Consider the following 17,008-nt stretch of genomic DNA (forward strand, 5'->3'; position numbering starts at 1 on the left):
CACATGGTGGAACCCGGCCGTGTCCTGGACCGGCGCTACAGGCTCGACGCACGGCTCGGACGCGGTGCCCAGGGATCCGTCTGGCTCGGCCGCGACCTGCGTCTCGACTGTCCGGTGGCCGTGAAGGTCGCGACCCCGCGCGCCGCGGGAGAACCCTCGGCCGAGCTGCATCGCCATATCGCCCGCTTCCGCCGCGAGGCCCAGGCGATGGCCCGGATCCGCAACCGGCCGCATGTCGCCGTCATCTACGACCACGGGGAGGACGGCGACATCCTGTACTCGGTCATGGAGTACATCGACGGGACACCGCTGTCCGCCCTCACCGGTCAAGGACGCCACGTCACCCTGGAACAGACCGTGCGCTGGACCCGGCACATCTGCGACGGCCTCGCCGACGCCCACGACGCCGACGTGATCCACCGGGACATCAAGCCCAGCAACATCGTCATCGACGCGAACGGGTCGGCGAAGGTCGTCGACTTCGGTCTCGCCCAGCTGCTCAACGCCTCGTCCACACGTGGCCCCGGCTGGGGCACGCTGCACTACGCGGCCCCCGAACGGCTCGACGGACAGCCCGGCACCGTCCGCAGCGACCTGTACTCGCTCGGCTGCGTCGTGTACGAGATGATCACCGGCTGGTCTCCCTTCGGGCACCACCGGGACGCGGCCGCCATCATGTGGCACCACGTCAGCAAGGTCCCCGACCCGCCCGACGACCTGCGTCCGGGTGTTCCCCGACCGCTCGGCCGCCTGGTGATGAGCCTGCTGGAGAAGGCGCCCGGCAACCGGCCGCCGGATGCCAGAGCCGTGGCGAGGGCACTCCAGCAGATCGAGTACTCCTCCGACGACGACACCACCGATCCACATGTGGACACGCGGCACGTCGCCGAGATCCAGCAACTGGAACGCTTCATCCAGCGGCACGCGCAGGGGTCTCGGGCCGCGGATCCCGAGGTACTCGACGCCCGCGCCCGGCACGCCGAACTCACCGGCAGGTCCGGGGACTCCCGAGGGGCTGCCGCCCTCTACCAACGGCTGGCACAGGACTGCGCGAGCCTCGCGCCGCCGGACGAGGACCGGGCCTACGAGGCCTACCGCGAGGCATCCCGGTGGAAGCAGGTCCCGAGGTGAGAGGCACCCCGCACCTGATCGCGCGGAACAGGCGGCACGCCCGGACCCCGGCGGCCGACGCCACGACCTCCACCACCTGCCCGACACCCCGGCCTGACGACCGCCCCTAGTCGGTCTCGGCCCGCCCCTCCAACCGCCGCCCCCCTCCTCAGAGCCCGGCCAGCCACGTGTGACGGGGATCACTCCACTTGGAAAACCCGGCGCCGGAGGCCCGCGTCTAGGGGGTGTGAGAGCAGTAAGGAAAGGGCGGGGTGGCGAGCCGGACGAGGAGCGTCTCGTGCGGCTCGTGGCCCGGGGTGATCGCACGGCGTTCGAGGAGCTGTACCGGCGGACCGCGCCGTGGCTCGCGGTTCGGCTGCGGCGGCGCTGTGCGGACGAGCAGATCGTCGCCGAGGTCATGCAGGAGACGTATCTGGCGGTGTGGCGCGCGGCGGGCGCGTTCGCCGGGGCGGCGGTCGGCGGCACGGCCGTCGGCTGGCTGTGGACGATCGCGGCGCGCCGCCTCGTCGACGCGTTCCGGCGGCGGGCCCACCACGCGCAGCCGCCGCCGACCGCCGCCCTCCCCCAGGCGGCGCCCGCCGCCGAGGAGGAGGCGCTCGCGGCCACCGTCGGCGGTGACGTGGGGGACGCGCTGCGGCGCCTCGCGCCGGAGCTCCGGCAGGTACTGCAGGCGATGGTGCTCGACGGGCTGTCGGTCCGGGAGACCGCCGTCCTGCTCGGACTGCCCGAGGGCACCGTCAAGACCCGGGCCCGCCGGGCCCGGCTCGCGATGCGGAAGGCACTGGCTTGAGCGTGGAACACGCGTCGACGCGGATCATCGAGGCCTACGCGCGCGGCGCCACCGGCCTCCCGGACGACGAGGTGTGGGCCGTGGAGGCCCATCTGGAGGTGTGCCCGGTCTGCCGGGACCGGCTGTCGGCCGCCGTCACCACCGGGGTGCCCGCCGTGGCGTCCCTGGTCGACACCGTGTGGTCCGGCCTGGAACCGCAGGTGGCGGTCGCCACCACGCCGCCCCGCCGACGCCGGCCGGCGTGGCTGTCGCGGTGGGCGACCCCCGCGATGGTGCCGTGGCTCGCCATGGCCGCCGCCGTGACGCTCGCCGCCCTACTGCTCGACCTGCTCGGCGGCAGCCCCCGCCCGGGATCCGGTGAGGTGTCCCCGGTGCTGGTGCTCGCCCCGGTGCTGCCCGTGCTCGGCGTCGCCGCCTCCTGGGCCCGGGGCCTCGACCCCGCGTACGAGCTGACGGCCTCGGTCCCCCGGGCCGGGCTCCAGCTGGTGCTGCGGCGGACCGTGGCCGTGCTCGCGGTGGTGGTGCCCGCGCTGCTGGTGGGCGGCTGGGCGACCGGGGTGACGGTCGCGCTGTGGCTGCTGCCCTGCCTGGCGTTCACCTCGGCGACGCTGGCGCTCGGCGGCGTGATCGGCGTGACCCGCGCCGCCGTCTCGCTGGTGGTGGTGTGGGCCGCCGTGATCGTCGCGCCCACCCTCGCCGAGGGCCGTACCACGGTCGCCCTACGGACGGACGGACTGCCCGTGTGGGGCTTGATCCTCGCTCTCGGACTCGGAGTCGTGATCGCCCGCAGGGGCGCGTACTCCGTGCTGGGAGCCCATCGATGACCATCGGAAAGGACCATCGCATGTCCACGGTGAGCGCGGCCGACATCGCGCCGACGGCCTACGCCTGGGAGATCCGGGCCGACGGGCTGAAGGTGAAGGTCGGCAAGAAACGCATGGCCGTCGACGGGCTCGACCTGTCGCTGGGCACCGGCGTCCACGGCCTCCTCGGGCCGAACGGGGCGGGCAAGACCACCCTCATCCGGGCGCTGGCGACCGTGCTGCGCCCCACCGGGGGAACCCTGGAGCTGCTCGGCGAGTCCGTCGGCGGCCGGGGCGAGCACCGCGCGCTGCGCCGCCGGATCGGCTATCTGCCGCAGGAGTTCGGCTACTACAAGCGGTTCACCGTCCGCGAGTTCGTCGAGTACATGGCGTGGCTGAAGGAGGTGCCCAAGGCGGACATCCCCGCGGCCGTGCAGCGCGCCGTGGAGCGGGTGGGGCTCGCGGACCGCGCCGACGAGCGGATGAAGACCCTGTCGGGTGGCATGGTGCGCCGGGCCGGTATCGCCCAGGCCATCGTCAACGACCCGACCGTCCTGCTGCTGGACGAGCCGACGGCAGGCCTGGACCCGGCGCAGCGGGTGCGTTTCCGGCAGCTGCTGCAAGAGCTGGGCACGGACACCTGTGTCGTCGTCTCCACGCATCTGGTGGAGGACGTCGCGGCCGCCTGCACGGACGTGGTGCTGTTCGCGGAGGGCCGGCTGGTCTTCCAGGGCACCCCCGACGAGCTGGCCGCAGCGGGCGGCCCCGAGCATGTGGGCGACAGTCCGCTGGAGCGCGGCTACGCGGCGCTGCTCCAGGGCTCCGCCGGGGAGAGGGGCGCCTGGTGAACGGCCGTGTCCTGCGTATCGAGCTGAGGCGGTCCGTGGCCCCGTGGGCCGGCGCCGTGATCCTGGTGACCGCCCTGGGGTTCCTGTACCTGCTGAGCGGGCCCTGGTGGAAGGGCACCGCGCTGTGGACGGCCCAGTGGACGTCCATGGCCATGTGGACGCGCACCCTGCTGATCTTCCTGTGGCCGCTCGCCGTGGCGCTCGGGGCGCTCCAGGGGTTGCGCGACCACCGTTCGAACGTCTCCGAGCTGCTGGCGAGCACCCCGCGGCCCGCCCGGCACCGCGCGGCCATGACGGCGGGCGCGACCACGCTCACCGTGACCCTGGCCTTCGGTCTCTTCGTCCTCCAGGGCGCGGTCCAGGTCCTCGCCCACGCCCGGTACCACCACCTGGGCTGGCTGCCGATCTCGCTGGTCGGGGGGTTCTCCCTGGTGGCGGGGGCCGTCCTCGGCATGGGGATCGCACGCGCACTGCCGTCCCCGCTCACCCCGCCCGCGCTGGCCGTGGCCTCCTTCCTGTTCACCGGTTTCGTACGGCAGTGGTCGGACACCGCGGTGCCGACGTCCACCCTGCCGAACCGGCTGGTGCTGTTGTCGCCGACGGTGGCGGACGTACGGGAGATCCTGCTCACCCTGTCCACCTCGGTGCACCTCGGCCAGACGGTGTGGCTGCTCGGCATGGCCGCGACGGGCTTCGCGCTGCTGCTCGCCGTGACCCCGCGCACCCGGCTGCTCGCCCTGGCCCCCGTGGTGGCGGGCGCGGCGATCGCCCTGCTCGTGCTGCCGTCCGACCCGCGCCGGACGTACGTCGTCGACAAGACCGCCGCCGCGCAGGTGTGCGACGGGCCGGTGTGTGTGGCCCGCGTCCACGAGGCACGTCTGGACGGGCTCGCGGGCCCCGGCCGCAAGGCGCTCGGCCTGCTGCGCGACGCCCTCGGCGACCAGGCGCCCACGACCATCCGGGAGATCACCACCCCACGAGGACTCATCGAGCGGCCCCAACGGTCCCGTACGGCCGTGCTCGTCGACTTCGACGACGACGCCTTCGCCCGCGTCGAGAGCGAGGACCTGACCCGGGCCCTGGTCGCCCAGGGCATGGCGCCGACGTGCTGGGCACGCAGCCAGCAGGAGAGCGGCACACTGGGCGAGACCGCCGCGCAGAGCGTGGTGGCGGGCTGGGCCCTCGGGAAGCTGGAGCCGATCCGCGGCACCATGCACCCCGCGGAGGAGCAGCTCGCCACGGCCCGCCCGGTGTTCCGGGAGCTGGAGGGGCTGCGCTGGTCCGAGCAGGTCGCGCGGATCAGGGCGGCGCACACTGCGGCGGTCTCCTGCGAGGGCGACCCGCTGACGGTACTGGAGGGCGGTGCGTCCCGATGAGGTGGCTGACGCTGTACGCGCGGTCCCGCCAGGTGCCCGCCTCCCTCGCCGCGGTGCTGGTCGGCGCGGTCGCGGTGTGGGCGCTCGCCGGGAACGGCGACGGACGGAGCGCTCCCCTGCTGCCGGTGTTCGCGCTCGCCGCCGGGGTGACGGCGGCCTCCGTCGGGCTAGGCGGTCAGGACGTGGCGCTGGACCGTACGGCCGCGATCCGCTGGAGGGTCCGCCGCACGGCGCACGTGCTGCTGATCGGCACGGTCGTCTGCGCGGTGCCGCTGGTCCTGGGGGCGCTCGGCGAGGACCTGGCGACCGCCGGGTTCCTCGCCCGCGACGCGGCGGGGCTGACGGGGCTGGTCGCCGCCGGGGCGGCGGGGTTCGGGGCGCGGTACGCGTGGACTCCGCCGATCGCCTGGTTGTCCGTCTCGATGGTCACCCCGTCCCCGGAGGGCCTGCCCGAGGAGGTGGCCGGCTGGCTGCTGCTGCCGCCGGGCACCCCCGCCGCCACCTGGACGGCGCTGGCCCTCGCGGCCCTCGGCACCACGGTGTACGCGCTCGCGGGCCCGAAGCGGTGACCGGCACCGGAGGGGCGGCGGAACTTCACGGGGTGCGGCAGCCGTTGGCAGGGTGACGCGTGGAACGTGCGCGGACGCTGGACGACATGGGCTGAAGCCGAGGTGGCACGGATGGCGATGTGGGATCGGATCAAGGACCAGGCCAAGGGGTTGCAGCAGCAGGCACAGTCACGGGGTCTCGGCGGACCGGGTCAGGGACACGGCCCGGGACACGGCCAGGGGCACGGCCACGCCCCGGGCCAGCCGTACGGGCAGGGGCACGGACGGCCGGGCGGGTCCAGCGGTTCGAAGGCCCAGCTGGTCAGCGCCCTCAAGTCCCAGCTGTCGTCGCTGAAGACGGAGCTCAAGAGCGGCGCCTACCGTGACGCGAGCATGGCCATGTGTGCGCTGGTCGCCGCCGCCGACGGCACGGTGGACCCGGCCGAGCGGCAGCACGTGGAGTCGCTGATCCTGAACAACGACGTGCTGCAGAACTTCCCCGCGGACCAACTGCGGCAGCGGTTCAACAAGCATGTGGACCAGCTGTCGTTCAACTTCCAGCAGGGCAAGGCGGCCGTTCTCCAGGAGATCGCCAAGGCGGCGAAGAAGCCTCAGGAGGCCCGTGCGGTCGTCCAGACCGGCTTCGTCGTCGCGGGCGCCGACGGGTACATCGCGCCGGCCGAGGAGCAGGTCCTGCGCGAGGCGTGCGGGGTGCTCGGGCTGCCGACGCAGGAGTTCGGCCTCTGATGTGACGGGGCCCCGGACAGGGAGCGACCCCAGGCCCGTCGGCCTGGGGTCGCTTCGTGTCGCGGGTGTCCGGGGACCGGCCGTCAGCCGGTCACCGGCCGCAGCTTCGCGCGGAAGTGCCGCAGGATCGGCGACTGCTCCACGATCCGGAAGCCGTGCACCGAACCGGCGTCCTTGGCGATCTTCTCCAGGGTCCGGCCGACGTGGTCGTAGTGGCTGCGCGTGTACACCCGGCGCGGCAGCGCCAGCCGCACCAGCTCGTACGGCGCGCTCTTGATCGGGTTGCCGTCCTCGTCCTCCTCGCCGAGGTAGAGCGACCCGAGCTCCGCCGAACGGATCCCGCCTTCGAGGTAGAGGCGGCAGGCGAGGGCGTGGCCCGGGTAGTTGTGGGGCGGTATGTGCGGCAGCAGCCGCCCGGCGTTGAGGTAGAGGGCGTGCAGGCCGGGCGGTTCGAGGATGTCGACGCCCGCCGCGCGGACCCGCCCGGCGAGATGCGTGGCGACCTCGGCCCGCTCGGCGAGATAGCTGGGCTCGGTCACCTCCAGCAGGCCGACGGCCATCATGTCGAGGTCGCGGCCGGCGAGTCCGCCGTAGGTGGCGAAGCCCTCGGTGGCGATGAGGAGCCGTTCGCACTTCTCGGCGAGTACGGGGTCGTTCAGTCCGATGAAGCCGCCGATGTGGACGATGGCGTCCTTCTTGGCGCTCATCACACAGCCGTCGGCGAGGCGGAACGCCTCCTCGGCGACCTGGCGCGGGGTGTGGCCGGCGTAGGCGGCCTCGTGGCGGGTCACCAGCCAGGCGTTCTCGGCGAACCGGGCGGCGTCCAGGATCATGGGCACGCCGTGGCGGCGGCAGAGCGCGGCGGTGGCCTTGAGGTTCTCCATGGAGACGGGCTGTCCGCCGCCACCGTTGTTGGTGATCGTCATGACGACCACGCGCACCCGGGAGGCGTCCGGGCCCTCCAGCCAGGTCCGCAGCGCGTCGAGGTCGATGTTGCCCTTGAACGGCTGCTCGCTGTCGAGGTCCTTGGCCTCCGGGCACGGCAGGTCATGAGCCTGACACCCGGAGAGTTCGACGTTGGCGCGGGTGGTGTCGAAGTGGGTGTTGGCCAGCACGATGCCGCCCGGTTCGAGGAGCGTCGAGAACAGGATGCGTTCGGCGGCGCGCCCCTGGTGGGCGGGGAGGATGTGCGGGAAGCCGGTCAGCTCCGTCACCGTCTTGTGGAAGCGGTAGAAGGAGCGCGAGCCGGCGTAGGACTCGTCGCCCTCCATGCCGGCGGCGAGCTGGGCGGCGGAGATGGCGCCGGTGCCCGAGTCGCTGAGCAGGTCGATGGTCACCTCGTCGGCCCGCAGGTCGAAGAGGTTGTAGTCCACCCGTTTCAGCGCCTCCTCGCGTTGCTCACGGGTGGTGAGGGCGAGCGGCTCGACGACTTTGATGCGGTAGGGCTCCACTGTGGTCTGTGCTCCTGTTGCTCTGTGGACTCAACTGATGGCTGATGTGCCGGGGACCGGCTCGCGTGCCGTGCCGGAGGGCGCCCGCTGGAGGGGCGGCGGGGAGGCCGGCGGCAGGACCTCGTACGCCTCCGAGGAGAGGTACGTCGTCACGCGCGGCGGTCTGCCCCGTTCGTGGGCCAGCGCCACGTACGCGATGAGCCCCCGCCCGTCCCGCGGTGCGCGCGGGGTGACGGCGGTCAGCGCCCGTTCGAGTACGGCGGGGTCGATGTCGTGACGGGCGAGGACGGCCGCGGACCGGTCGAGCGCCACCCCGTCGTGCGGGACGTACCCCCGGATCGGGACGTGCAGGGTGAAGCCGGTGGGCCCGCCCGTCGTCCGGGTGAAGGAGTGGCAGGTCAGCACGGGCCGCCGGTCGAACCGCGCCTCGGGGCCCGGTGTCCCGTCGTCGTAGCCCCCCGTCTGCCGGAGGAAACCTTCCAGCACCTCGGCGTCGGGGCCGGAACCCATCCGGGACAGCCCGCCCGCGTCGGGCACCCTCAGCTCGCGATGGGTGACGTACACCTTCACGCGGGGCGCCTGCCAGTCGCCGAGGTCGAGGGCGAGGAACGGGTAGCCGTCGCCGGGCGGCAGCGTGTCGAAGGCGCCCCGGTGGCCGAGCCGGTCCAGCGCCTCCCGTACGGTCTCGGCGGCCCGGTCCGCGCCGCGCGCCGCCGGGTTCAGATAGACCTTGACCTTGGGGACGCCGCCGGGCCGCAGTTCCAGCGCGATCCACAGGGCCAGCGGGCCCTCGGGGTCGTCGGGGAGGAACAGGTCCTCCAGCAGGTCCAGTTGGCCGGTGGAGAATCCCCAGCGGTCGGCCATCGAGCGGACGACCGCCAGCCCGGCCCGGCCGTTGTCCCGCAGGCTCTCGGCCCCGCTGCCCGGTTCCAGCAGCACCCGCAGGGCCGGGGGCCCGTCCGGGACGAACGACAGCGAGAACTCCACCGGTGTGGAGTCGTCGGAGAGGAACGTCCGGGCGGGGGGCGGCAGGTCCAGGGACCGTTCGGCCACCTGGGCCAACGCGTCGGTCAGCACCCGCGCATAGGTCTCGGCGTCGGCCTCGTCGATGCCCGACACCTGGCACAACCGCAGCAACTGGCCCGTCACGAGACCGCCGAGCGTCTTCGTCGCCCGCGCCTCGGCGGCGCCGGGCCCGCTCACGACAGTCCCCCCGGGGTCCGGGGGGACACAGAAAGATACCCGCCGACCTCGGCGGGTATCTCGTCGCGCAGTAACTGACGGGTGGTCACGCCCCCGGGGGAGGCTTCGTTCCCCAGAGGGCCGCGCCGTCGGGAGCGGTGGTGTGCGGCGGAAGGTCGAGCAGCGGCGTCGTCGGAAACGTGGTCCACGACACCTCCCTTGTTTCGTTAGTCACCACGAATGCCGCCGCGTTACTACCCCTTAGGTTGAATCTTCATGCAGTGTCTGGACGTTGCGCCTGTTGCGTGCATCACCCCTTCAACCAGGACAGGAAGGAACTCCAGACACCCGACCGCTCCGCCCTGCGCCCGGCCGGCGCCTGGTGGTCGGGCCGTGCGGTCTCCTGCGCACGCGGCGGGGTGGGCCGGTGCACGACCTGCGGGGTGAAGCGGCACGGCAGCACGGCGAGCGCCCGGTGGAACGGGCCCGGCCGCCAGGTCAGGCTGTCCTCGGGCACCGCCAGCTCGATGTCGTGCAGCCGGTTCAGCAGGTTCTCGATGGCCGTCATGGTGACCAGCCGCGCGAGGTCCTTGGACGGGCAGGCGTGCGGGCCCGCGCTCCACGCGAGGTGGGCACGCCGGCCGCCGGTCTGCCGGGCCGCCGCCAGCGCCGGGTCGGTGTTGGCGGCGGTGATGCTGACCAGCACCAGGTCGCCGGCGCGCATCTTCGTCCCGGCGAAATCCAGGTCGGAGGCCGGGTAGTGCGGCGCGTAGTTCGCCATGGGCGGGTTCTCCCACAGCGTGTCGTCGATGGCCTCCTCGATGAGGCCACCGTCGGCGTACCGGTCGTGGGTGAGCAGCCGGTGCAGGGTGTTGCCGATGAGGTTGCGCAGCGGTTCGGCGCCCGCGCCGAGCAGCAGGATCAGCTGGTGGACGAGTTCCTCGTCGCTCAGCCGGGCCTCGTGCCGCATCAGGTGCGAGGTGACGTCGTCGGCGGGCCTGGCCCGCTTCAGCGCCACCAGCTCGCCGACGGCCTGGCCCAGCACCATGTTGGCCTTCTCGGCGTTGACGCCCTCGAAGACACCGGAGATGCCGAAGACGACGCGGTCGCCGACGTCCGCCGGGCAGCCGAACAACTCGTTGAAGACGAGCAGCGGCAGCTGCTTGACGTAGTCGTTCATCAGGTCGACCGAGCCGCGCGCGGCGACCTGGGCTATCAGGTAGTCGGAGGCGCGCTTGGTCATCTCCGTCAGCTGCCGGGAGTCCACGCGGGCCAGGGTGTCGGTGATCGCCTGACGCAGCCGGGCGTGCTCGGCGCCGTCGGTGAACATGGCGTTGGGCCGGTAGCCCAGCATCGGCACGACGGGGTTGTCGGGGCCGATGTTGCCCTCGGCGACGTCCCGCCAGCGCCGGGCGTCCTTGCGGAAGTTGCCCGAGTCCTGGAGCAGGTGGAGCGCCGTCGCGTGGTCGGTGACGAGGGTCGCGTCCACACCGGGCGCGATCTCGACCGGCGCGGTCGCCCCGAAGTGCCGCAGGTACGCGTAGTACGCCTGGGGGTCGGCGGCGTACTCGGGGGTGTACAGCGGCACGGGCAGTCCGCTGCCGTGGGCGGGGCACCCGGGCGGCGGAACGGGGGAGTGGGGTTCGGGGGTCATGTCTTTCGTCTTGCTCCTAACGGGCGCGGTCCATCAAGTAGCGGACGAGCGTGATCAGTGCTTCGGCGGACGATCGCTCGTCGCGCGCGTCGCAGGTGACGACCGGGGTGTCGTCGAGCAGATCGAGCGCTTCGCGCAGCGCCCTCTCGTCCCGCAGGGGTGAACCGTCGAAGTGGTTGACGGCGATCGCGTAGTCGAGCCCGTACTGCTCGATCAGGTCGATCACCGCGAAGGAGTCCGCCAGCCGCTCGGGGTCGACCAGCACCAGCGCGCCGAGGGCGCCGCGTGCCATGTCCTCCCACATCTGCACGAAGCGCTGCTGTCCGGGCGTACCGAACAGGTACAGCACGACGCGTTCGCTGACGGTCAGCCGGCCGAAGTCCATGGCGACCGTGGTGGTGGTCTTGCTCTGGACCCCCTTGAGGTCGTCGATGGCCTCGCCCGCGCGGGTCATCGTCTCCTCGGTGGACAGCGGCGAGATCTCGGAGATCGACCCGATGAACGTGGTCTTGCCCACCGCGAAGTGCCCGACCACCAGGATCTTCACGGCGGTCTGGGTCTCCCCGCCACGGACGTACGCCTGCTCATCCAAACTTGGCCCGGAGACCATTCAGCACCTCCTCGAGAATCTGCAGGTTGGCCACGGGGGCCCGTTGCACGGGCGGGCGGCTGATGAGGTAGCCGCCCTCGGAGAGCGCGGCGAGCAGGATCTTCACCACGCCCACCGGGAGCCGCATGTGCCCCGCGATCTCGGCTACGGAGAGGTAGCCGCCGACGCACATCCGCAGCACCTCCTGCTCCTCCGGGGAGAGGCGGGCGGGCCGCTGCTGGTGGTCGGCCGCGGCCGTGACCAGCGTGATCAGCGAGAACTGACCCTCGCCGGGCAGATGACGGCCGCCCGTGATGACGTACGGCCGCACTAATTCGGCGGCTTCGTGCTCCTGCTTGTCGGTATCGCTCATGGCCGTACCACGCTGCTCTCGCGAGGCGGAGCAGTCAGAACCTTGCCCAACTGCCCGACAAGCTGCTGCATCCGGAAGGTGATGTCCGCCATGTCGACGTCCGAGGACGCGGACACGGCGAGGTAGGCGCCGGCGCCGGCGGAGATCAGGAAGATCCAGCCGCCGTCGAACTCGACCAGGGTCTGCTGCCAGCGCAGATCGGATCCGTCACAGAAGAAGGCCAGCGACCGGCTCAACGACTGCAGACCGCTCATGGCGGCGGCGGCCTTGTCCGCGTCGTCCTTGCTCACGTCCTTGGAGCGGGCCCGCTGGAGCCCGTCGGCGGAGATGAGCACGGCGTGCAGCGCCCCGGGGATCTCCAGGGCGCTGTCCAGCATCCAGGAAAGATCGTTGTTCATGAGACCTCGTGCCCTTCACTGCTCGCGTCACCGGTGCCGCCCGGCCGCTCGCCGCCCGGCTGCGTGGCGCGGCCCTTGTCCGTGCCCTGCTTGAAGGCGGCCATGATCGCCGCCGTGTCCTCGCTGCGCCGCCGCGGGGCGGGCGCGTCCGACGGGCCGCTGTTGGAGACGAGCTCCATGGGCCGCTTGCGCCGGCGCCGGGGCAGGCCGTCGTCCGTGGTCGGCAGGGGCAGGGAGGGCTCGGGGCCGGTCTCGCGCGCCACGGCGACCGTGTCGACGACCGGCGGCCGCTCCCGGGTCTCCTGGACGACCACGACGGGCTCCTGCGGCTCCTGCGGGGCCGGCATGTCGGTGAGCAGCTCGTCGGGCAGCAGCACGACGGCCCGCACACCGCCGTACGGCGACGTGGAGTCCACGGAGACCGTGAAGCCGAACCGCTCGCAGAGCACACCGATCACGGCGAAGCCGAACTGCGGCGGGTTGCCGAGCCCGGACACACCGGAGGCGCGCTCGCTCGTCAGGAGCTTCTCGGCCCTGGCCTTCTCCTCCTCGTTCATACCGACACCGGCGTCGTCGACGACGATGCAGACGCCCTTGGGGACGGTACGGACGTTGATCTCCACCACCGTGTCGGGGCTGGAGTAGCTGGTCGCGTTGTCGAGCAGCTCGGCGAGCGCGAGCGCCACCGGCTCCACCGCGCGGCTGGTGAGCCCGAAGTCCACCTTCGACAGGATCTGCACACGCTGGAAGTGGCGGATCCTGCCCTGGGCGCTGCGGACCACGTCGTAGACCGAGGCCACGTCGCGGTGGCGGCCGAGCCAGCCCTCGCAGAGCACGGCGATGGACTGGGCGCGGCGACCGAACTGCGCGTTCATGTGGTCGATCTCCAGGAGGTCCTGGAGCATGACGGAGTCGCCGTACTTGCGCTGCAGACCCGAGATGATGCGCTGCTGTTCGGCGGCGAGACCCTGGAGCGTCCTCATCGCGGACTTCAGGGCCGTACGCGTTTCCGCCTCGGCCTCCTGCTGCGCCTCTCGGACGGACTGGGAGTAATGAGTCTCCAACTCACCGTAGTGGTTCTTGAGCCCTGCGATCTCCTGTCGTAATCCGCGGGCCGCACGTCGCTGGCGAACAACGAGGGCGGCTGCGAGAAGGGTTAGGACAAGAAGAACCCAAAGCACCGGATTCTGTATGTATGGCGTCATGAGACCCTCTTCAGGCGGCTGAAGGCCAGCTACTGAAATCCCGTCAATGCGCGCAGACCGGAGGTCGCCCATCCAGGGTCGCCGCCCAGGCTGCCCCCTTGGCGAGAGGTGCCGCTTTTGCACCTATCCGTCCGTTCAGCAAGTGCGGTGATCGTATCACCGCATTGAGTCATGGCGAGACGTCAAGATGCGGAATCCTTATGAAACTTGAGCGACAGCCGACAGTTACTGGCCCTGCGCTTTTCGTAGTTGATGAACCACCGCGCGCGACCATACTGCCGGAACCGCGTTTCACCGGCGTCACGGGGTTCCCGTCCCCCGTCTCGCGCTGAATTGCCGCGCGTCAACTCGACGCGGTGCGACGCGCGGAACGTCCCGTTCGGCACCTCTCACGGAGGAGGCAGGGCACTAACCGGAAGCGGAAGCGGAAGGCGGAGCCGACGGGCCGACCGGTGTGTCCCGTACCGTGCCCGGGTGGACCTCTTCTCCCGTTCCTGGGCGGCGCTGCGCACGGCGGTCGCCGCGTTGCCCGACGAGGACTTCACCCGGCCCTCCGGGTGTGCCGGCTGGCTCGTCCGGGACCTCGTCTGCCATCTGGTCGTCGACGCGCAGGACGTACTGATCACCCTGGTGACGCCGGCCGACGCGGAGCCGACCGCCGACGCGGTGACCTACTGGACCGTGACGCACGAACCACCGTCCGGCGACGACCCGTTGGACGCGCTGATCGTCCGCCTCGCCGCCGCGTACGAGGAGCCGGCCCTGCTCAAGTTCCACCTCGACGACGTCGGCTCCGCGGCGGGCCGCGCCGCCGCGCTCACCGATCCCGGCCTCCGGGTGAGCACGCAGGACAAGGTGCTCACCGCCGGCGACTACCTCACCGCGTACGTCCTGGAGTGGACCCTGCACCACCTGGACCTGACGGCCCACCTGCCGGACGTTCCGGGGCCGCCCCAGGAGGGCCTGACCCGGTCCCGGGCTCTGCTGGAGGGCATCGCGGGGACGGCGTTCCCCGCGTCGTTCTCCGACGAGGACGTGCTGCTCGTGGGAACGGGGCGGCGGCGCCCCACGGAGACGGAGCGGGCCGCGCTCGGGGAGCGCGCGGAGCTGCTGCCGTTCGTGATCGGCTGACGCGCCCGTCGGTCGGTCAGACGTAACTCCAGCGCCAGGCGTTCGACTTGTACACGCATGTGATCCGGTCGCCGCCCTCGGTGGTGGTGACGGCGCCGTGGTCGCTGTTGCGGCAGAACTGCCCGGCCGAGTAGCAGTTGCCGGAGTTCGAGACGATCGTGCACGTGCCGGTGGTGTCCTCGTCCGCGCCGCCGGAGCCGGAGTCCGTGCCGGAGCCGCCGCCCGTACCCGTGTCGGCGGCCTTCGCCGTCTTGGTGACGGTGACCGTGGGGCGCGGCTTCGACTTTGCCTTGACGGTCTCGGTGACGGTCGGCGCGGGCTCGGGTATCGCCGTGACTGTCGCGGTGACGGTCGTCGCGGGCTTGACCTTGGCCTCGACCGGCTGCTGCCCGTCCTCCCCGGTGGACCCGGCGACCGCGCCCGCCACGAAGAGCGCCGCCCCGCCGATCCACACGAGCACGCGCTTGCGGAGGGGCCGGGTGTCGGGCCGCCGCGGAGGCGGCGGTATGGGAGTGGTGTACGGATTCGTCATCTCGCCCCCCGAATGTCGCAGGTGCAGCGACCGTAGTGCCCCACGGGGCGACATGTGAGGGGATGTGCGGAAGAGGTGTCCATCCTGTGACCACGGCCCGCGCCGCATGGTGCGGCGCCCCGGCCCATGGGGAAACCCCAGGTCTGCGACCTGGGGTTTCCTCGTGTGTCACCGGGTGGGCCGGGCCGTCAGCCCGGCAGGTCGCTCAGCCACCAGCGCTGGTTGAGGCCCGAGTTGGGCCACCAGACGCCCACGGACGCGCCGTCGCTCGTGGACTGGCCGTTGACGTCGGCGAGTTGGCCGGTCGCCGCGTTGAGCAGGGTCCAGGAGCCGTCACCGGTGCTGGACAGGATCCACTGCGCGGCCGCGTCCCGTGTGCCCTCGTCGGCCTCGACCGTCAGGGAGCCACCGCGGATCGCCAGACGCGTGCCGGCGGCCCCGTTGGTGATCGCGTACCGCGTGCGGTTGCTCGTCGCCCCACTGCCGATCCGGTCGACGGTCCACTGCTGGGCCTTCGTGGTGGGGTCGACGTTCTTGATGACGAGGCCCTTGCCGTCGCCCGCGACCGCGAGGTTCTTTCCGCTCTGCACGCCGGTCAGGGTGTACGTCTCGTCGTCGCGCAGCTCCGCGCGGTCCTTCGCCACCCCGGAGACGCCGTTGACCAGGAAGGAGGTCACGGACTGGGCGGGCACGGTGATCGTGGCCTTCTTGCCCTTGACCCGGACCGCCTTCTTCTTCACCAGCTTGCCGGCGGCGTCCGTCACCACGGGGGTGACCGTCGCGCCGGAGGCGACCTTGCCGAACCTCGACAGGTCCAGCGTCACCGCGCGGGACTCGGTGGTGCTGTTGACGTGGACGACCGTCGCCTTCTCGCCCTTCTTCGCGACCGCCGCCGTGCTGGAGGTGTCGTTCGTCTTGATCAGACGGTCGCCCGGCTTGATGTAGTGCGTGAAGTTGCGGGCGGTGTCGAACTTGGTGTTCGTGTAGATCGGGCAGGTCTTCAGGGTGTCCGTGGACTTGCAGGCGAAGGAGAGCTGGATGGAACCCCAGTTGCCGCCCTTCGCGGACTCACCGCCGGGCTTCATGTTGTCGTAGTCCTCGACCGGCTGCCAGAAGACCCACGCCTTCGGCTCCAGTTCGCGCAGGTCGTCGACCATGCGCTGGGCGAGGCCCAGACCGGGGCGCATGTCGGTGAAGCTCTGCCCGTCGCCCCAGTCGCCCTCGACCTCGCTCATCCACAGCGGCTTGTCGGCGGCCTTGGCGAGGTCGCGGACGGTGGTGCGCTGGCTGGTGCCGTAGGTGTGGACGTTCATCTGGCCGACGAGGTCGCGGACCTCCTGCGGGTAGGAGTTCCAGTTCGTGGCGAACTTGCCGGGGTTGGTCTCGTCCATCGCGGATATCTCCGCCCCGGTACGGGACTTGTCCAGGACCGGGCCGAGGGCGCGCAGCACCTTCTGCTGGAGTTCGGGGCCCATGTGGGCGCCCTCCTGGCGGCCGCCGGTGGGCTGCCCGTCCTCACCGAGCTTGGTTCCCCAGTAGTCGGTGTTCGGCTCGTTGAACGGGTCGAGGGTGTCGACCTTGATGCCGTGCGCCTTCTCCAGCCGCTCGGTGGCGCCGACCAGGTACTTGGCGAAGTCCTCGACCGACTCCTCCTTCAGCTGGTCCTTCGAGGAGTCGAAGCCGCCGGAGACATAGCCGCTGACCGTCATGAACCACGGCGGGGAGTTGCTGAACGCCTCCCAGCGCGTGATGTCCTTCTTGATGCGGTCCACCCACCAGCGCTGGGTGGCGTCGGCCTTCTTGTTCCAGTCGGCCGGGTCGTCGGCGTTCCACCAGTCGACGTCCTCGCGGGTGGTGCCCGCCGGGGCCTTCCACCAGCCCTCGACGGCGCCGCCGGCCCGCAGGTAGTCCTTGACGTCGGGGGCGTTGCCGCCGCCGATGTTGTAGCGGGCGATGTTGAGGTTGAGGCCGCTCTCCCCGAACAGGAGCTTCGCGAGCTTCTCGCGGATCTGCGGGGGATAGTCGCCGGTGGCGTTGGCGAACCACACCAGGCTGGTGCCCCAGCCCTCGAAGCTGTCGCCCTTGTACGAGGGGTCCGGCCGGACGGTGACCGACGCGGCGGCCGGTTCGGCGTGCGCCAACGGCAGTGAGGTGGTGGCCATGACGGTCCCGGTCGCCAGGGCGGTCACGCCGATGGCCCCGAGGAGCCGTCTCGTGCGGGTGCGGTGTGCCATCTCGAGTAACTCCAAC

17 protein-coding genes are annotated in these 17,008 nt (G+C 71.7%); 8 read left to right on the forward strand and 9 right to left on the reverse strand.

What is annotated here, in order from left to right:
- The first annotated feature begins 3 nt into the window (after positions 1–3).
- From M8J73_RS26810 to M8J73_RS26840, 7 genes are all read left to right on the forward strand, one after another.
- A complete protein-coding gene (locus tag M8J73_RS26810; protein ID WP_055542943.1) occupies positions 4–1,131 on the forward strand; it encodes a serine/threonine-protein kinase in 1,128 nt (375 codons plus the stop codon).
- Positions 1,132–1,417: 286 nt separating this feature from the next.
- Positions 1,418–1,921, forward strand: a complete 504-nt coding sequence (locus M8J73_RS26815) for an RNA polymerase sigma factor (protein WP_206187840.1) — start codon at positions 1,418–1,420, stop codon at positions 1,919–1,921.
- Positions 1,918–2,745, forward strand: coding sequence for a zf-HC2 domain-containing protein (locus M8J73_RS26820; protein WP_055538881.1), 828 nt, complete (start codon positions 1,918–1,920; stop codon positions 2,743–2,745). The genes M8J73_RS26815 and M8J73_RS26820 overlap by 4 nt, the downstream gene beginning before the upstream one ends.
- Positions 2,742–3,572, forward strand: coding sequence for an ABC transporter ATP-binding protein (locus M8J73_RS26825; RefSeq protein ID WP_055538882.1), 831 nt, complete (start codon positions 2,742–2,744; stop codon positions 3,570–3,572). Before M8J73_RS26820 ends, M8J73_RS26825 begins: the two co-directional genes overlap by 4 nt.
- Positions 3,569–4,948 (forward strand): hypothetical protein, encoded by a 1,380-nt coding sequence (locus M8J73_RS26830; RefSeq protein ID WP_055538883.1) that lies wholly within the window; start codon positions 3,569–3,571, stop codon positions 4,946–4,948. Before M8J73_RS26825 ends, M8J73_RS26830 begins: the two co-directional genes overlap by 4 nt.
- Positions 4,945–5,517: a hypothetical protein gene (locus M8J73_RS26835; RefSeq protein ID WP_055538884.1), complete on the forward strand. Its 573-nt coding sequence runs from the start codon at positions 4,945–4,947 to the stop codon at positions 5,515–5,517. Before M8J73_RS26830 ends, M8J73_RS26835 begins: the two co-directional genes overlap by 4 nt.
- 111 nt (positions 5,518–5,628) lie before the next feature.
- A complete protein-coding gene (locus M8J73_RS26840; RefSeq protein ID WP_055538885.1) occupies positions 5,629–6,243 on the forward strand; it encodes a tellurite resistance TerB family protein in 615 nt (204 codons plus the stop codon).
- Positions 6,244–6,326: 83 nt separating this feature from the next.
- Here the strand turns inward: M8J73_RS26840 and M8J73_RS26845 are convergent, their stop codons facing one another.
- From M8J73_RS26845 to M8J73_RS26875, 7 genes are all read right to left on the reverse strand, one after another.
- Positions 6,327–7,694 carry a tryptophanase gene (locus M8J73_RS26845; protein WP_055538886.1) on the reverse strand — a complete coding sequence of 456 codons (1,368 nt, stop codon included), beginning with the start codon at positions 7,692–7,694 and terminating at the stop codon, positions 6,327–6,329.
- 30 nt (positions 7,695–7,724) lie between these two features.
- Entirely contained in the window at positions 7,725–8,897 is a 1,173-nt protein-coding gene (locus M8J73_RS26850) for a tryptophan dimethylallyltransferase family protein (protein WP_063799213.1), read from the reverse strand.
- A 289-nt stretch (positions 8,898–9,186) separates the two neighbouring features.
- Complete coding sequence (locus M8J73_RS26855; protein ID WP_249829162.1) at positions 9,187–10,530, reverse strand: cytochrome P450; 1,344 nt, start codon at positions 10,528–10,530, stop codon at positions 9,187–9,189.
- A gap of 16 nt (positions 10,531–10,546) precedes the next feature.
- Positions 10,547–11,140, reverse strand: a complete 594-nt coding sequence (locus tag M8J73_RS26860) for a GTP-binding protein (RefSeq protein ID WP_249829163.1) — start codon at positions 11,138–11,140, stop codon at positions 10,547–10,549.
- The gene (locus M8J73_RS26865; protein WP_055540071.1) at positions 11,115–11,492 is read right to left on the reverse strand and encodes a DUF742 domain-containing protein; all 378 of its coding nucleotides are present in this window, start codon (positions 11,490–11,492) and stop codon (positions 11,115–11,117) included. The genes M8J73_RS26860 and M8J73_RS26865 overlap by 26 nt, the downstream gene beginning before the upstream one ends.
- Positions 11,489–11,890: a roadblock/LC7 domain-containing protein gene (locus tag M8J73_RS26870; RefSeq protein ID WP_055540070.1), complete on the reverse strand. Its 402-nt coding sequence runs from the start codon at positions 11,888–11,890 to the stop codon at positions 11,489–11,491. Before M8J73_RS26870 ends, M8J73_RS26865 begins: the two co-directional genes overlap by 4 nt.
- Complete coding sequence (locus tag M8J73_RS26875) at positions 11,887–13,095, reverse strand: sensor histidine kinase (protein WP_055540069.1); 1,209 nt, start codon at positions 13,093–13,095, stop codon at positions 11,887–11,889. The genes M8J73_RS26870 and M8J73_RS26875 overlap by 4 nt, the downstream gene beginning before the upstream one ends.
- A gap of 474 nt (positions 13,096–13,569) precedes the next feature.
- Between M8J73_RS26875 and M8J73_RS26880 the strand changes: the two genes are divergently transcribed.
- On the forward strand, positions 13,570–14,226 hold the full coding sequence (locus tag M8J73_RS26880; RefSeq protein WP_055540068.1) for a maleylpyruvate isomerase N-terminal domain-containing protein: 657 nt from the start codon (positions 13,570–13,572) through the stop codon (positions 14,224–14,226).
- A gap of 16 nt (positions 14,227–14,242) precedes the next feature.
- Here M8J73_RS26880 and M8J73_RS26885 read toward each other — a convergent pair whose 3' ends face one another.
- Positions 14,243–14,758 (reverse strand): hypothetical protein, encoded by a 516-nt coding sequence (locus M8J73_RS26885; protein WP_055540067.1) that lies wholly within the window; start codon positions 14,756–14,758, stop codon positions 14,243–14,245.
- Positions 14,759–14,946: 188 nt separating this feature from the next.
- Positions 14,947–16,992 carry an RICIN domain-containing protein gene (locus tag M8J73_RS26890; RefSeq protein WP_055540066.1) on the reverse strand — a complete coding sequence of 682 codons (2,046 nt, stop codon included), beginning with the start codon at positions 16,990–16,992 and terminating at the stop codon, positions 14,947–14,949.
- Positions 16,993–17,008 lie beyond the last annotated feature (16 nt).

Origin of the sequence: Streptomyces neyagawaensis (assembly GCF_023516595.1) — a bacterium.
In the GTDB taxonomy this organism is placed as follows: Bacteria; Actinomycetota; Actinomycetes; order Streptomycetales; family Streptomycetaceae; genus Streptomyces; species Streptomyces neyagawaensis.

Bases quoted from the DNA above. Each gene is read 5' to 3' on its own strand.
- M8J73_RS26810 (WP_055542943.1), top strand. From the start codon at position 4: ATGGTGGAACCCGGCCGTGTCCTGGACCGGCGCTACAGGCTCGACGCA.
- M8J73_RS26825 (WP_055538882.1), top strand. From the start codon at position 2,742: ATGACCATCGGAAAGGACCATCGCATGTCCACGGTGAGCGCGGCCGAC.
- M8J73_RS26835 (WP_055538884.1), top strand. From the start codon at position 4,945: ATGAGGTGGCTGACGCTGTACGCGCGGTCCCGCCAGGTGCCCGCCTCC.
- M8J73_RS26840 (WP_055538885.1), top strand. From the start codon at position 5,629: ATGGCGATGTGGGATCGGATCAAGGACCAGGCCAAGGGGTTGCAGCAG.
- M8J73_RS26855 (WP_249829162.1), bottom strand. From the start codon at position 10,530: ATGACCCCCGAACCCCACTCCCCCGTTCCGCCGCCCGGGTGCCCCGCC.
- M8J73_RS26860 (WP_249829163.1), bottom strand. From the start codon at position 11,140: ATGGTCTCCGGGCCAAGTTTGGATGAGCAGGCGTACGTCCGTGGCGGG.
- M8J73_RS26865 (WP_055540071.1), bottom strand. From the start codon at position 11,492: ATGAGCGATACCGACAAGCAGGAGCACGAAGCCGCCGAATTAGTGCGG.
- M8J73_RS26870 (WP_055540070.1), bottom strand. From the start codon at position 11,890: ATGAACAACGATCTTTCCTGGATGCTGGACAGCGCCCTGGAGATCCCC.
- M8J73_RS26875 (WP_055540069.1), bottom strand. From the start codon at position 13,095: ATGACGCCATACATACAGAATCCGGTGCTTTGGGTTCTTCTTGTCCTA.
- M8J73_RS26885 (WP_055540067.1), bottom strand. From the start codon at position 14,758: ATGACGAATCCGTACACCACTCCCATACCGCCGCCTCCGCGGCGGCCC.
- M8J73_RS26890 (WP_055540066.1), bottom strand. From the start codon at position 16,992: ATGGCACACCGCACCCGCACGAGACGGCTCCTCGGGGCCATCGGCGTG.